This window comes from Variovorax sp. V35 (assembly GCF_041154465.1).
In the GTDB taxonomy this organism is placed as follows: Bacteria; Pseudomonadota; Gammaproteobacteria; order Burkholderiales; family Burkholderiaceae_C; genus Variovorax; species Variovorax boronicumulans.
In genome coordinates this window covers 3,054,720-3,068,393 of record NZ_AP028666.1, presented here as the reverse complement: position 1 = coordinate 3,068,393, position 13,674 = coordinate 3,054,720, and the positions used below count along the sequence as shown (strand labels likewise).

Below are 13,674 nucleotides of genomic sequence, written 5' to 3'. Positions count from 1 at the left end.
ACGGAAAGGAATCACCAACCAGCATGGAATTCAAGGACTACTTCATGCCTTAGCTGCAGAAGGGCAATCAAGATGCCCCCTTCGTAGCCTTTTTGTCCCGACCTATGCGGAAGAGCTGGGCCTAGCCGCAAACGTGAATAACTGGATCATCCTGCATGAGTTTGAGAGCAACGCAGAGGCGGCGACTTGAAAGCTCGGCAACCCACATCGTAGGTGTCGTATGACGCTGAGCTAAAAAGGAGCGTCATCATCAAACTCTGCCCATGAGGACACTGCTTTTGCGACCTGCTTGGGTGCAGGTGGTGCAGGTGGTGCAGGCTGGGATGGAGTGATACCCGACTTCTTGTCCCATGTTTCCATCACAAAGGTCGCAACTGTGTGAGCGGCGTTTACGGCCAATCGCGCATAACGAGGCTCAAGTTTGTAGCCTTTCCGGCCTTCGCTATGAGCACTCCCAGCGTGCGTGCGTAGCGCCCCGATCCCATCAACAATCCCGAACAAGCCGGTAATGATCCGTTGCAAATCCTGATCCTCTACGCTACTAGGATCAAGCCCCAAATCCGCCCGGACAATCTTGAAAACAGGTTGTAAATCCTGCTTGTCGGGCATCGTGAGTCCGTTGTCCTCGATGTATGTCTTGAAGATCGATTCGAGGATATTGGACGCAGCAGATACCGCGTCGCGAGGCTTTGCATCCACGGTCTCCATAGCGCGATCAAACTCGCGATGGATAGCGGGCATGTCCCGCCCTTTGATAAGCTGTCCAAGCGTTTTGCTCGGGGCCAGCCCGCTGCTCGTGATGACCCCTCCGGTGTGATAGGTCAATCCGTTGTTGGCGAGCACGGCTTCGATCTTTCGAACGCTCTCGCGCTTCTTCGTTATCGCCTCGTCTTCGCTTCCCCACTGCGGAGACGGATAGTCTGCGACCATCATTGGGTCTTCCAAATACCCACAAATGATCTTGCCCAGGACCACCAACGGCTCTGGGTGGAGCTTGTTCGCTAGGCGAAGCCATTCCTGCGCCTTGGCGTGCTTGCTAAGGCCTTGAGGAGGATCTCCCGGTGCCTCCGCATAGGAGAACAAGCCGTCGAGGGTTGCATGCGTTTCCTCGCCTGCCACGAGCACGGACACTACGGCTATCAACGGCGCTGGAATGAGTTTTGCCATGGGTTACCTGGTATACGTGCGCTTTATATTCCGCGACCTTGAGTCTTCCTACCGAAAGAGTCCGGGTGTTAGAGCTGCTGCTTGGGCTCGTTCGCCAAACGACGCAACATCAAATGAATGGTCGAAAGGTAGAAGTAGAACATCCAAGAAAGCCAGATAGCGGCATCGTAGTCATTCTTCTGCTTGTCATTCTGATGCCGAATCTCGAAATTGTTGGCAATATTGAAAAGATCAGCTTCGTCAGCCTTTGTAATGACGTCTCGCATTTTGGGGCGCAACAGCTCAAGAACTCCGGCCAGATCGCTTACGGCATGTCTGCGATCATCGATTGATGCACCGTAACGACGATAGGCGTTGGTAGCAGCTTTAACCCTTCCAAGGACCGAATTGTCTTCGCTTGGAAGCTTTGCATCGAAGATTTGCTCAAGGCCATCAGGCGCCCTCCGCATGATCAAACCGTCGGCCGACATGATGAACGGCTTCTCATATGTCAAAAGGACGTCGTTCATTTTCTGAACGAAGTGTTCTTTCCCCTTCTGCGCATCAAAGGTTACCCAATGCATGCCACAGTCTCCGTAGGAATGATGGCTCCCCGTCAGCGGCTTGCTGACGCGGTCGTACAAAAATTCCATCATGTCGAACAGATCATCCTCTTTCCAACTTCCGACTCCAGTGCTGTAGATAGGCCAAAGGTTGCTCTTACGCAGCACCAGCTTGATCTCACGCTCAATGTTGGAAATTTTCCCTCTCACCTCGTCCTCATCGATGCAATAGAAGCCGAAGTACTCGTGCGTATACCCCTGCTCTTTCAGGTCATCAAAGGCATCACAAAACAATTGCAAGGTGTCGAAGAGACCAAAGCCCTTGGCGTTCTTGTTCAGACCGTGGCGGATTGAATAGGGAATGCGAGACATAGTTCAAGCATCATATCTACGCCCCCAAAAAGGTGCCCTTGCACGGCACCCTAGAACGCGTTCATGACCTCCCCGACGCCGCCACTTGTATTTCGTATGCCAGACCGCACATTGCCAGAGGATCGCCAAGCGTCTAGAAGCGTCGTTCGCTCCTGTATACAGCGTCCCACCAGAGAGTAGCCGGCGTCGTTTCTATGCTGTTGGTGACCGCTCTCAAGCCTGTATAACCTCAGTAAGACAATCCGGAATCACCACCACCATGGAATTCAAGGACTACTACAGCGCACTGGGCGTCGAACGCACCGCGTCCGACGACGAGGTGCGCAAGGCCTACCGCAAGCTCGCCCGCAAGTACCACCCCGACGTCAGCAAGGAGCCCGACGCCGAGCAGCGCATGCGCGACATCAACGAGGCCAAGGACGTGCTCGGCGACAAGGACAAGCGCGCCGCCTACGACGCGCTGGCCGACCGTGTCGCGCGCGGCGGCCGCCCCGACGGCAGCTTCGAGCCGCCGCCCGGCTGGGACACCGGCTACGAGTTTCACCGCGGCCCGCGCCAGGGCCCGGCCGACCACGCCGACTTCAGCGAGTTCTTCTCGTCGATGTTCGGCGACGCCGAGCGCCGTGGTGCCACGCGCCAGAACTACCGCGCGCGCGGCGAAGACCACCACGCGGCCATCGAGATCACGCTCGAAGACGCGCTGAACGGCGCCGAGCGCGAGCTCACGCTGCGCGCCCAGTCGCTCGATGCGCAGGGCCGTCCGCAGTGGGAGAACCGCACGCTCGCCGTGAAGATCCCGCCCGGCGTGCACCCCGGCCAGTTCATCCGCCTCGCGGGCCAGGGCATGCCCGGCCACGGCGGCGAGCCGGCTGGCGACCTGTACCTCGAGGTGCGCATCGCGCCGCACAAGCTGTACCGCGTGGAAGAGCGCGACCTGTACATGACGCTGCCCGTCACGCCGGCCGAAGCCGCGCTGGGCGCGCAAGTGCAGGTGCCCACGCCCACCGGCGGCGTGGTCGAGGTCACCGTGCCGCCCAACGCACGCGGCGGCATGAAGCTGCGGCTCAAGGGTCGGGGCTTCGCGGGCAAGACGCCCGGCGACCTGTACCTGCTGCTCGAGATCGCACTGCCGCCCGCCGACAGCGAGGCCGCGCGCAACGCCTACACGCAACTCGCGCAGGCGACCTCCTCGTTCAACCCCCGCCAGCACCTGGGAGTCTGAGCATGGCGAACTTTTCTTCCGTGACCACCACCACGGCCATCGGCGTCTCGCACCCGCTGGCCGCGAACGAACTGGCGCACGCCTGCGGCGCCGACACCGCCTGGGTCGTGCAGCTGGTCGAAGTGGGCATCGTGCAGGTCACCACGACCGACGCGCCGCCCGAGCGCTGGGAGTTCTCCAGCACCGACCTGCAGCACGCACTCGAAGCGCGCCGGCTCGAACGCGACTTCGGCGTGAACCTGGACGCCGCCGCGCTGATCCTCGACCTGCAGCACGAGGTGCGGCGGCTGAAGGCGGTGCTGCAGGCGCACGGCGTGGGCTGAAAGGCGCCGCGCGCGCCGCAGGTCGCGCGCAATGACTGCCAGACCTGGACAGCCGCCTGCCACTTCCGAACAGGATCGGTGAGCCCTCGGCCCTAGATTGCCGCTGCCTGCGGAATTTCGCATGGCAGGCCGGCGCGCAGGCACCCCTTCACACACCGCCCGGCCTCCTCACACAGGAGACAAGAAGGCATGACCTCGCACAGGCTGAAGACCGCGCTCGACGCAACGCTGCACCAGACCGTTCACCGCCACGGCGGCGCCCCCGGCGTCGTCGCGATGGCGACCGACCGCGCGGGCAATTTCTACGAGGGCGCCGCCGGCACGCGCGAACTCGGGCTCGACCGGCCGATGGCCACCGACAGCGTGTTCGCCATCTTCTCGACCACCAAGGCGATCACGGGCACCTGCGTGATGCAGCTGATCGAGGAAGGCAAGATTTCGCTCACCGACCCGGCCGGCGCCTACGTGCCCGAGATCGACGAACTGCAGGTGCTCGACGGCTTCGACGCCGATGGCCGGCCGCGCACGCGCGCGCCACGCCGACGCATCACGGTCAACGACCTGATGCTGCACACCTCGGGCCTGGGCTACGAGTTCTTCAGCGAAGACGACCTGAAGTACCGCGCCGCGCTGAACATTCCCACGGTGGTGTCGGGCAGCTTCGAATCGATCCGCACCGTGCTGCTGCACGAGCCGGGCGCGGCCTGGACCTACGGCGCCAACATCGACTGGCTGGGCCGCATCGTCGAACGGCAGCGCGGCAAGCGCCTGGGCGAGGTGATGAAGGAGCGCGTCTTCGAGCCGCTGGGCATGCAGGACATCGGCTTCGGCATGTCCGAGTCGATGAAGGCACGCCGCGTGACCATCCACGACCGCGCCGCCGATGGCCGGCTCACGCCGCTGCCCGAGCTGGTGCTGCCCGAGCCGCCGCCGATGGACATGGGCGGCCACGGCCTGTATGCCACCGTGGGCGAGTACATGAAATTCATCCGCATGGTGCTGAACGACGGCACCGGGCCGCACGGGCGCGTGCTGAAGGCCGACACGGTGCAGCGCATGGCGCAGGACGGCCTGGCCGCCATGGACCTGTCGGTGGGCGGCTGGCGCACGTCGGTGCCCGCGCTGAGCAACACGGGCGAGTTCCTGCCCGGCACCGACAAGGGCTGGGCCTACACCTTCATGACCAACCGCGAGCGCGCGCCCACGGGCCGCCCCGCGAACTCGCTGATGTGGGCGGGCCTGGCCAACAGCTTCTTCTGGATCGACCGCGAGAGCGGCATCGGCGGCTACTGGGCGACGCAGATCCTGCCGTTCCAGGACTGCGCGAGCTACCCGGGCTTCGTGGCTTTCGAGACCGCGGTTTACCATCACCGTTGAGCCGCTGAGCGGTGCGCGCCCCGGGGCGCGCACCTTCTTCCTTCTGAACCGAGGTGCGCGATGGATGCGATCCGCAACGTGCTGGTCACCGACGCCCGCGGGCAGCCGAGCGAGCGCCACCGCCTGGTGGCCTCGCACGACTGGGACGACATCCGGCGCTGGTCGGACCGCATCTACATGCCCTACCGCGTCACGCCCATCGGGCGGGCGCGCACGCCCGATTCGGTGCTCGACGCCACGCGCATCGGGCACTTCACGCTGAGCCGGTTCCACTACGGCATTCCGGTGAACATCAAGGACTTCTCGCCCGACAGCGGCGTCGGCATGGTGCTGACGACCGTGCGCGGCGCGGGCCGCCACTGGTCCGAAGCCAACGCCTATGCCGACACCGGCGTGGGCGACGCCTTCGTGGTCGACACCTCGCGCACGCACTACTGGGTGGACTTCGACGCCAACCACCTGCAGGTGAACCTCAGCTTCTCGCACGACGCGCTGGCCGCGCTGCACGCGCGCTGGTTCGGCGCGCCCGCCGACGAGCGGCTGTGGACGCGCAAGTTCAAGTTCGGCGGTGCCCAGTCGAGCTGGATCTCGCTCTTGTCGTATGCGTGTCGCTGCGTCACCGAGCTGCCCGAGGCGGTCGACAGCGGCCCGCTGGGGCGGCACCTCGAAGAGATGATCGGCGTGCACGTGCTGACCCAGTGGCGCGCGCAGCTGGAGCACCCGGCCGAAGCCGTGCAGCACCGCATGGCGCCGCGGCATGTGCTGGCGGCCGAGCGCCACATCCGCGAGCACGCACAGCACGCGCCCACGCTCGGTGAACTGGCGAGCGTGGCGGGCGTCAGCGTGCGCACGCTGAACAGCGCCTTTCGCGAATACCGCCAGGCCACGCCGATGCGTGCGCTGCGCGAGCAACGCCTGCAGGGCGTGCGCGCCGAACTGCTGATGGCCGACGCGGGCGCGACGGTGCGCTCGGTGGCGCAGGCATGGGGCTACGCCAACTTCGGCCTGTTTGCCGCGGCCTACCAGCAGCGCTTCGGCGAGCTGCCTTCTGCCACGCTGCGCGCGCGCAAGACCGGCTGAACCTTCATCTGATCTTCAGCTTGGAGCGCGCTCGCGCTCCCACAATGCCAAGCGGGCGCGGCACCTCGCCTTGCCTGGAACGCCCGGTCGCCATCGCCACCGGGCAACTCCCCTTCCCTCGATGGCATCTGGCATCGCGTCCGCGCCTGGATGCGACCGATGCCCAGCACCTCTTGAGCGAATGAACAACCCTCGCCCGTCCTTCTTCCCGGCCTGCGCGTCGATCGCGGCCACCTTTGTCCTCACGGCCTGCGCCGCCTCCATCCGGCCGGCCAGCGACGACCCTGACGTCGTCCAGGAACAGTCCCTGCAGCAGTCGTTGTCGCTGAACCACCGCATGACGCTGCAGCGCCGGCTCGACGATGTGGCGATCCCGCTCCTGGAGCACAGCGCGCCGTTCTGCGGCGGCGACGTGCGGGCCAGCCTGGGCGCGCACATCGCCAGTCTGTGGAGCTTCGAGAAGGAAGAACGCGCGGCGGCGAAGCAGACCTTGCACCTGGACGACCGGCTGACCGTGCTGTGGACGCTCGACAGGAAGCAGGCGCCGGCCACGCCGCTGCGCGCCGGGGACGTGCTGCTGTCCGTCGGCGGCAAGCCGCTGCCCGCCGGCGAGAAAGGGATCGATCGGCTCAACGACGTGCTGATCGACGCCGCGCGCGCCAAGCCCGCCAAACGCGAAGGCTGGCTGGAGGCCGTGGTGCAGCGCGAGGGCCAGTCGACGGCGCTGCGCCTGCCCTACACCACGGCGTGCAACTACACGGCCATCACGCGGATGAAGAACGAGGTCCATGCGGAGAACGATGGGCACGAGATCGTCGTCAACTCTGCGCTGATGCGCTTCTTTCCCGACAACCGCGACCTCGCGATCGTGCTGGGGCACGAGCTGGCCAACGGCGTGCTGTCGCATGGCGGCAAGACGCGCGCGGTGGGCATCGCGGCCGGCATCGTGGATGGCGCGCTGGGCGGCACCGGGCTGGCGCAAGAGGCGCTGTCGTCGCCGTTCTCGCAGCAGTTCGACGCCGAGGCCGACTACCTCGGCCTCTACATGGTGGCCGCGGCGGGCTACGACATCGACGGCGCCGAACGGATCTGGCGCGAGCTCGGCGTGCACACGGCCGGCGCGAAGAAGAAGGGCTTCATGAGCACCCCGCCGAGCTCCGCCAAACGCTTCGTCGCGATGCGGCGCACCATCGCCGAGATCCAGGCCAAGACAAAGAACGGGGCACCGCTGGTGCCCCTGGCGACATCGAAGTCCTGACGCGCCGCGCGTGAGCGCGGGCCGCTACTGCATCTGCTGCAGGTTGCCGATGCGCACCAGCATCTCGGTGAACATCTGCATGTCGGCGTCGAGGTCGGGCACTTCCTTGTATTCCTTCGCGTTGTGCGCCGTGTACTTCTTGCCGGGCATCGCGGGGCCGAAGTTGATGGCGTTGGGCATCAGCTTGGCCGTGGTGCTGCCGGCGGTGGGCACGGGCTTGGCCTCCAGGCCGGTGGTGTCGCCGAAGATGTTGAGCAGGGTCGAGAGCCACGCGCCCTTCGGGTCGCGCGCCATCCAGTTGCCCTGGTCGTAGGCCAGCTCGAGCTTCACCTGGCTGGCCGTGGCCCAGCCGTTGACCTTGGCCGCCACTTGCGCCTTCAGTTCGTCGGGCGTGCGGCCGCGCGGCATGCGCACGTTGGCCGTCACCTCGAAGCGGCCGTCGGCGCCCATGCGCACCAGCGTGGGCGACATCGTGAGCGGGCCCATGAAGTCGTCCTGGTAGCCCAGCCCCATCTTCTCGCCGAGGTAGCCGGTGCCATAGAGCGCGTCGATGTACTGCACGGCCCGCAGGTAGGGGTTGGCCGCCAGCGGCACGCCGGACTCCTTCAGGAACAGCGCCAGGCGCGGCACGGGGTTCACGCCCTCTTCGGGCCGCGAGCCGTGGGCCGACGTGCCCGTGACCTTCAGCTCGACGGCCTCGGCGCCGCGCGCGATATCGATCGCGAACTTGCCGCCCTGGCTTTCGTACTTGCGCACGAAGGCGGCCTTGGCGGCCTCGAGCTTCGCGGCCACGGCCGCGAGGTCGCCGCCCTTGAGCGTGGCGGTCGCGGTCTGGGGAATGGCGTTGGCCGAGGCCGCGCCGCTCATCGCGGCGATGGCGGTCGCGGCGGGGTCGGCCGCTTCCGCGGGGAAGAACACCTTGAGCGCGCCCGAGCCCTTCTCGGCCACGACCGCGGGGTACTTGCTGTCGAGCACGATGTTGTAGGCCGGCAGCGGCGTCTTGTCGCGGTAGTACTGCATCGCGTCGCCGCCGGTTTCCTCGGTGGTCTCGATCATCAGGCGCACGCCGCGCTCCACCGGCAGGCCGCTGTCCTTCACGGCCTTCATGGCGTAGAGCACGGCGGCGATGGAGCCCTTGTCGTCGATGGTGCCGCGCCCGTAGAGGAAATCTCCCACGCGCGTCATCGCGAAGGGATCCAGGCGCGTGCCGTCGTCGAGCACCCATTCGGACAGCACGGCGGGCACCACGTCGGCGTGCGTGAGGATGCCGAACTCCTCGCTGCCTCGGCCCTTGAGGCTCACTTCGAAGATGCGGCCGTCGACGTTGCGGTAGCCCAGCCCGAAGTCCTTCGCCATCTTCTCGACCAGCTGGCCGAACGCGACCATCGGCGGGCTCTCGTGCGGCGGCACCTGCACGTTGCGCACGGTGGGCAAGGCGACCATGGTGCCGATGCTGGCGATCACGGCCTGCTGGTTCTGCAGCCGGTTGTACAGGCCCAGCAGGCGCGCGATGTTGACGAGGTCGTCGCCCGCCAGCGCCTTGCCGCCGGTGTAGGCCGCCACGCTGGCCTGCAGCGCGGGCTGGGCCTGCGCGGCCTGGGCCAGGAAGGCCTTGAAATCGGGCGCCGTGCGGCCACCCTTCCAGGCGGCGGCGAGCTGGTCGAGCGCGGGCTTCTTGAGGGTCTCGGCACCGGCCGGGACAGCGACGGCGAGCGCCATGAGAGCCAGCGAAAGCGCCGACAATGAAAAACGAGACTGCTGCATCAGGGTCACCCCCTCATTTCGAAAACATTCCCCGACGATAGCCGAGCCATGCCTCACGACGACAGCCAATCTTCGCCCCAGCGATGCGCCTGGGCCCGCACCGATCCGCTGCTGGCCAGCTACCACGACGCCGAATGGGGCGTGCCCGAACGCGACAGCCGCGCGCTGTGGGAAAAGCTGATGCTCGACGGCTTCCAGGCTGGCCTGTCGTGGCTCACCATCCTGCGCAAGCGCGACGCCTTCCGCGCGGCCTTCGAGGGTTTCGTGCCCGAGACGGTGGCGCGCTTCACGCCCGCCGACGTCGAGCGCCTCATGCAGGACGCGGGCATCGTGCGCTCGCGCGCCAAGATCGAGGCCGCCATCGGCAACGCCAAGGCCTACCTGGCCATGCAGGCGGCGGGCGAGGATTTTTCCGATTTCGTCTGGGGCCTGGCAGGCGGCCAGCCGGTCGTCAACACCACGGGCACGGTGCCCACGCAGACGCCGCTGTCCGAAACGATGTCCAAGGCGCTGAAGCAGCGCGGCTTCAAGTTCGTCGGCCCGGTGATCGTCTATGCCTGGATGCAGGCCACGGGCATCGTCGACGACCACGCGCCCGACTGCCATTGCCATCGCGACCACCGCCGCGCCTGAACAGGCATGAAAAAACCGGACGGTGCTGTCGCACGGTCCGGTCTTTTCGGGTGGTGGTCTTGCTAACCGAGGCGGCTTGCGCCGCTGTCGATCACAGGCCAGCCTGGCGCGTGAAGCTGCGTGCCTGCGAGGGGATCACGCTGCCGGCGAAGGATTCGCGGCGCAGGTTCTGGCCGGGAGCGTGGGCAGCTGCCACGGCTTCGGCGCGGACCGAGGCGCGGTCCACCGACGAGGCCAGCACGGGGGCCACGCTGGCCGACACGGCGTCGCTGTATTCGTTGCCGGCACGGGCGGCGGCCACGGCTTGCGGTGCCACGTCGGCACGGCTGTAGCCGGAGGTCACGGCGTGAACGCCTTCGTAGGTCTCTGCGTGGGCGGCGCCAGCGGCGGCGAGCAGGGAGAGAGCGGCGGCGGCGAGGATGTTCGAGGTCTTCATTTCAATTCCTTCTTGATCGGGCTTTGGATGCCCTGAAGTGTGCGCCAAATTCCTAGGGTAAACCCCAGTCAATCTGAATCGCAGTGTTCACGGAATTGAAACAATCACGGGGAACTTTCCGACATGCGGGGTTCGCGTGAAACTTTTTCGTACAAACGCCCCCGAGTTTGCAAACTTTGGCGCGCTTTCGTCAAGTCTCAGGGCCGCCCCCAGCTGCGCACCAGCGTGCGGATCGCGACCGCGCCGCTGCCCTTGACCTCGGCGCGGTAGCTGCCGAGCAGCGCCTCGCGCTCGGCGGCGGCCTGCGGTTCGTTGCGCCAGGCGAGCAAGGCGGCCACGTCGGCGTCGGGCAGCGCCAGCAGCAGCGCCTGCGTGACCAGCTTTTCGAACTCGCGCGCCACGGTCATCAGGTTGCGCGGCCGCGGCGAGGTCACGCCGCGCGACCACAGCGAATCGAGCGCGGTGTCGAGCGTGCGGTCGGGCAGCGAACTGAACTGCCCGGCATTCCCGCGCGCCAGTTGCTTGACCACCGCGCTCATGAGCAGCTGGCTCGAGAAATCGATCTCGCGCGCCTCGGCCACCGTCATGCGCGCCAGCAGTTCGACGCGCGCCGGATCGGCCGGCCGCGCGTGCTGCTGGTGGAAGAACGTCACCTTGCCGGGCTCGTCCATCGCGGCGTAGTCGGCGCGCAGCTTCGCCAGGCGCGCCACGGCCTCCAGCACCTGCGGCGCCGGCGCGGCGGCGCCCTGCCCGGCCGCCGCCACGTCCTGGCGGATCGCTGCCACCGAGGCGTTCACGTCGAAGGCGCGACCGGCCGCCACGTCGAGCGACTGCAGCGCCTTGTCGGCGATGGCCAGGTCCGGCGGTTCCAGCAGCTCGCGCGCACCGCGCGACACGGCGCCGGGGCCGTAGGCGTTCTGGTAGCGCGCCTGCACGCCCTCGAACTGGAGCAGGGCCTGCGCGCGGTCCTGCGTCCACCCCGTCAAGGGGGCAAGGAGCAACGACAGCAACAAGAGGCAACGGGGCGACGACAGGCGGGACAGCAAGGACATCCCGCATTATTGGCACGCCGCGATCCCGCGCCCTTCATCAGGCCTGCGCCAGTTCCCCGCGCAGCAGCTTCGCGGCCGCCACCATGTTCGACAGCGCCGCCTCGGTCTCGGGCCAGCCGCGGGTCTTGAGGCCGCAGTCGGGGTTGATCCAGAGGTTCTCGCCCGGCACCACCTGCGCGGCCTTGCGCATGAGGCGCACGATCTCGTCGACCGAGGGCACGCGCGGCGAGTGGATGTCGTACACGCCGGGGCCGATCTCGTTCGGGTAGCGAAAGCCGCCCTCGCCGCCGAAGCCGCGCAGCAGCTCCATGTCCGAGCGGCTGGTCTCGATGGTGATCACGTCGGCGTCCATCGCCGCGATCTCCGGCAGGATGTCGTTGAACTCCGAATAGCACATGTGCGTGTGGATCTGCGTCTGGTCGCGCACGCCCGAGGCGCTGATCCGGAAGGCGCGCGTGGCCACCTTCAGGTACGCGGGCCAGCCTGCGCGGCGCAGCGGCAGGCCTTCGCGGATGGCGGGTTCGTCGATCTGGATGATGCCGATGCCGGCGCCCTCGAGGTCGTTCACCTCGTCGCGGATCGCCCACGCGATCTGCTCGCAGGTGGTGGCGCGCGGCTGGTCGTCGCGCACGAAGGACCACTGCAGGATGGTCACGGGGCCGGTCAGCATGCCCTTCATCGGCAACTTGGTGAGGCTTTGCGCATAGGCGGTCCACTCGACCGTCATCGCGGCCGGGCGTGCCACGTCGCCGAAGATCACCGGCGGCTTCACGCAGCGCGAACCGTACGACTGCACCCAGCCGTTGGCCGTGAAGGCGAAGCCGTCGAGCTGCTCGCCGAAGTACTCGACCATGTCGTTGCGCTCGGCCTCGCCATGCACCAGCACATCGATGCCCAGGGCTTCCTGCTTGCGCACGGCCAAGGCGATCTCGGCGCGCATCTTCTCGCGGTAGCCGGGGGCATCGAGCTCGCCGCGCTTGAAGGCGGCGCGGGCCGCGCGGATCTCGGCGGTCTGCGGGAACGAGCCGATGGTGGTGGTCGGCAGCGCGGGCAATGCAAAGCGCGTGCGCTGCAGCTGCTGGCGCTGCGGGAAAGCGGACACGCGGCGGTCGTCGCCGGCCACGCTGCGTGCCAGGCGCAGCGCCACGTCGGCGCGGTGCACGCGCGGGCTGGCGCGGCGCGCGGCCACGGCGACGCGGGCGGCTGTGAGATCGGCGGCCACCGAGGCTTCGTTGCCATCGACGGCGGCGCGCAGCACGCGCAATTCATCGAGCTTCTCGATGGCGAAGGCGAGCCACGATTTCAGTTCGGTGTCGAGCTTCGTCTCCGCCGCGAGGCTGAACGGCACATGCAGCAGCGAGCACGACGGCGCGATCCACAGCTCGCCCTGGTGCTTCTCCGCCACGGGCCTGAGCTTGCCCAGCGCCACATCGACGTCGGTGCGCCAGATGTTGCGACCGTCGACCACGCCGACCGACAGCACCTTGTGCGCCGGCAGCCAGTCGGCCACGCCGGTCAGCTCCTGCGGCGCGCGCACGGCATCGACGTGCAGGCCGGCCACGGGCAGCTGGCAGGCCAGGCGCAGGTTCTCGGACAGCGGCGAGAAGTAGCTCGCCAACAGCAGCTTCGGCGCATTGCGCGCGATCTGCCAGTACACGCGCTCGAAGGCGTTGCGCCAGGCCTCGGGCAGGTCGAGGCCCAGGATCGGCTCGTCGATCTGCACCCATTCCACGCCCTGCTGCTTGAGCCGGCCGAGCACCTGCTCGTACACGGGCAGCAGCGATTCGAGCAGCGAGAAGCGGTCGAAGCCCGCCGCCTTTTCCTTGCCCAGGTACAGGAAGCTCAGCGGCCCGAGCAGCACGGCCTTGACCGCGTGACCGGCCTGCTGCGCCTGCGCGACCTCGTCGAACAGGCGCGTCGAGGCGAGCCTGAACTGCGTGGCCGCATCGAACTCGGGCACGAGGTAGTGGTAGTTGGTGTCGAACCACTTGGTCATCTCGAGCGCGAAGGTGCCTTCGGCGCCGTGGGTGCAGCTGTCGTCGTGCACGTGGCCCGCCTCGTCTTCCACGCCGCGCGCCATCTTGAAGTAGCGCGACAGCTCGGGCTCGTCGCCGCTGAAGTTGAAACGCGCCGGCTCGCAGCCCAGCAGCTGGATGTGGTTGGCCACGTGGTCGTAGAAGGCGAAGTCGCCCACGGTCACGAAGTCCAGCCCCGCGTCGCGCTGCGCCTGCCAGTGGCGCGCGCGCAGCGCCTCGCCGACGGCTTCGAGCGCGGCGTGGCCGGTCTCGCCGCGCCAGTGCTTCTCGAGGGCGAACTTGAGTTCCCGGTGGGCGCCCATGCGCGGAAAGCCGAGGATGTGGGTACGGGTGGTCATTGCAGGTAATCCGGTCGCTGGTCTTGGAAACCGGTGATCGTCGGCGTTTGGCGCATATGATTCAAACGAAACCT

The 13,674-nt window shown here is 66.9% G+C and carries 12 protein-coding genes; 6 read left to right on the top strand and 6 right to left on the bottom strand.

Translation table 11 applies throughout. The features are described from left to right. Nucleotides 1–231: 231 nt before the first annotated feature. Nucleotides 232–1,167 (bottom strand): abortive infection family protein, encoded by a 936-nt coding sequence (locus ACAM42_RS14195; protein ID WP_369632399.1) that lies wholly within the window; start codon nt 1,165–1,167, stop codon nt 232–234. A 68-nt stretch (nt 1,168–1,235) separates the two neighbouring features. Then, nucleotides 1,236–2,081 carry a hypothetical protein gene (locus tag ACAM42_RS14190; protein ID WP_369632398.1) on the bottom strand — a complete coding sequence of 282 codons (846 nt, stop codon included), beginning with the start codon at nt 2,079–2,081 and terminating at the stop codon, nt 1,236–1,238. 259 nt (nt 2,082–2,340) lie between these two features. On the opposite strand from ACAM42_RS14190, the gene ACAM42_RS14185 reads away from it, so the two are divergent. The 5 genes from ACAM42_RS14185 to ACAM42_RS14165 all read left to right on the top strand — a co-directional run bounded on the left by ACAM42_RS14185 (nt 2,341) and on the right by ACAM42_RS14165 (nt 7,341). Beyond that, nucleotides 2,341–3,303 (top strand): DnaJ C-terminal domain-containing protein, encoded by a 963-nt coding sequence (locus ACAM42_RS14185; RefSeq protein WP_369632397.1) that lies wholly within the window; start codon nt 2,341–2,343, stop codon nt 3,301–3,303. A gap of 2 nt (nt 3,304–3,305) precedes the next feature. Next, a complete protein-coding gene (locus ACAM42_RS14180; RefSeq protein ID WP_062481866.1) occupies nt 3,306–3,626 on the top strand; it encodes a chaperone modulator CbpM in 321 nt (106 codons plus the stop codon). Between the two features lie 189 nt (nt 3,627–3,815). Next, nucleotides 3,816–5,003 carry a serine hydrolase domain-containing protein gene (locus tag ACAM42_RS14175; protein ID WP_369632396.1) on the top strand — a complete coding sequence of 396 codons (1,188 nt, stop codon included), beginning with the start codon at nt 3,816–3,818 and terminating at the stop codon, nt 5,001–5,003. A 60-nt stretch (nt 5,004–5,063) separates the two neighbouring features. Next, entirely contained in the window at nt 5,064–6,083 is a 1,020-nt protein-coding gene (locus ACAM42_RS14170; RefSeq protein ID WP_369632395.1) for a helix-turn-helix transcriptional regulator, read from the top strand. Between the two features lie 181 nt (nt 6,084–6,264). After that, nucleotides 6,265–7,341: a M48 family metalloprotease gene (locus tag ACAM42_RS14165; protein ID WP_369632394.1), complete on the top strand. Its 1,077-nt coding sequence runs from the start codon at nt 6,265–6,267 to the stop codon at nt 7,339–7,341. Nucleotides 7,342–7,365: 24 nt separating this feature from the next. On the opposite strand, the gene ACAM42_RS14160 is transcribed toward ACAM42_RS14165, so the two are convergent. Next, entirely contained in the window at nt 7,366–9,105 is a 1,740-nt protein-coding gene (locus ACAM42_RS14160) for a dipeptidase (protein ID WP_369632393.1), read from the bottom strand. Nucleotides 9,106–9,153: 48 nt separating this feature from the next. Between ACAM42_RS14160 and ACAM42_RS14155 the strand changes: the two genes are divergently transcribed. Beyond that, nucleotides 9,154–9,738, top strand: a complete 585-nt coding sequence (locus ACAM42_RS14155; protein ID WP_369632392.1) for a DNA-3-methyladenine glycosylase I — start codon at nt 9,154–9,156, stop codon at nt 9,736–9,738. Nucleotides 9,739–9,829: 91 nt separating this feature from the next. On the opposite strand, the gene ACAM42_RS14150 is transcribed toward ACAM42_RS14155, so the two are convergent. The 3 genes from ACAM42_RS14150 to metE form a co-directional block, all read right to left on the bottom strand. Further along, complete coding sequence (locus tag ACAM42_RS14150; protein WP_062481853.1) at nt 9,830–10,174, bottom strand: hypothetical protein; 345 nt, start codon at nt 10,172–10,174, stop codon at nt 9,830–9,832. A 197-nt stretch (nt 10,175–10,371) separates the two neighbouring features. Next, nucleotides 10,372–11,226, bottom strand: a complete 855-nt coding sequence (locus ACAM42_RS14145; RefSeq protein WP_369632391.1) for a hypothetical protein — start codon at nt 11,224–11,226, stop codon at nt 10,372–10,374. A gap of 37 nt (nt 11,227–11,263) precedes the next feature. Beyond that, complete coding sequence (gene metE, locus ACAM42_RS14140) at nt 11,264–13,600, bottom strand: 5-methyltetrahydropteroyltriglutamate--homocysteine S-methyltransferase (RefSeq protein WP_369632390.1); 2,337 nt, start codon at nt 13,598–13,600, stop codon at nt 11,264–11,266. Between the last annotated feature and the right edge of the window lie 74 nt (nt 13,601–13,674).

Excerpts from the sequence above, each read along its gene's own strand:
- ACAM42_RS14175 (WP_369632396.1), top strand. The coding sequence starts at position 3,816 with ATGACCTCGCACAGGCTGAAGACCGCGCTCGACGCAACGCTGCACCAG.
- ACAM42_RS14160 (WP_369632393.1), bottom strand. The coding sequence starts at position 9,105 with ATGCAGCAGTCTCGTTTTTCATTGTCGGCGCTTTCGCTGGCTCTCATG.
- ACAM42_RS14155 (WP_369632392.1), top strand. The coding sequence starts at position 9,154 with ATGCCTCACGACGACAGCCAATCTTCGCCCCAGCGATGCGCCTGGGCC.
- ACAM42_RS14170 (WP_369632395.1), top strand. The coding sequence starts at position 5,064 with ATGGATGCGATCCGCAACGTGCTGGTCACCGACGCCCGCGGGCAGCCG.
- ACAM42_RS14190 (WP_369632398.1), bottom strand. The coding sequence starts at position 2,081 with ATGTCTCGCATTCCCTATTCAATCCGCCACGGTCTGAACAAGAACGCC.
- ACAM42_RS14195 (WP_369632399.1), bottom strand. The coding sequence starts at position 1,167 with ATGGCAAAACTCATTCCAGCGCCGTTGATAGCCGTAGTGTCCGTGCTC.
- ACAM42_RS14185 (WP_369632397.1), top strand. The coding sequence starts at position 2,341 with ATGGAATTCAAGGACTACTACAGCGCACTGGGCGTCGAACGCACCGCG.
- metE (WP_369632390.1), bottom strand. The coding sequence starts at position 13,600 with ATGACCACCCGTACCCACATCCTCGGCTTTCCGCGCATGGGCGCCCAC.
- ACAM42_RS14145 (WP_369632391.1), bottom strand. The coding sequence starts at position 11,226 with ATGTCCTTGCTGTCCCGCCTGTCGTCGCCCCGTTGCCTCTTGTTGCTG.
- ACAM42_RS14150 (WP_062481853.1), bottom strand. The coding sequence starts at position 10,174 with ATGAAGACCTCGAACATCCTCGCCGCCGCCGCTCTCTCCCTGCTCGCC.
- ACAM42_RS14165 (WP_369632394.1), top strand. The coding sequence starts at position 6,265 with ATGAACAACCCTCGCCCGTCCTTCTTCCCGGCCTGCGCGTCGATCGCG.
- ACAM42_RS14180 (WP_062481866.1), top strand. The coding sequence starts at position 3,306 with ATGGCGAACTTTTCTTCCGTGACCACCACCACGGCCATCGGCGTCTCG.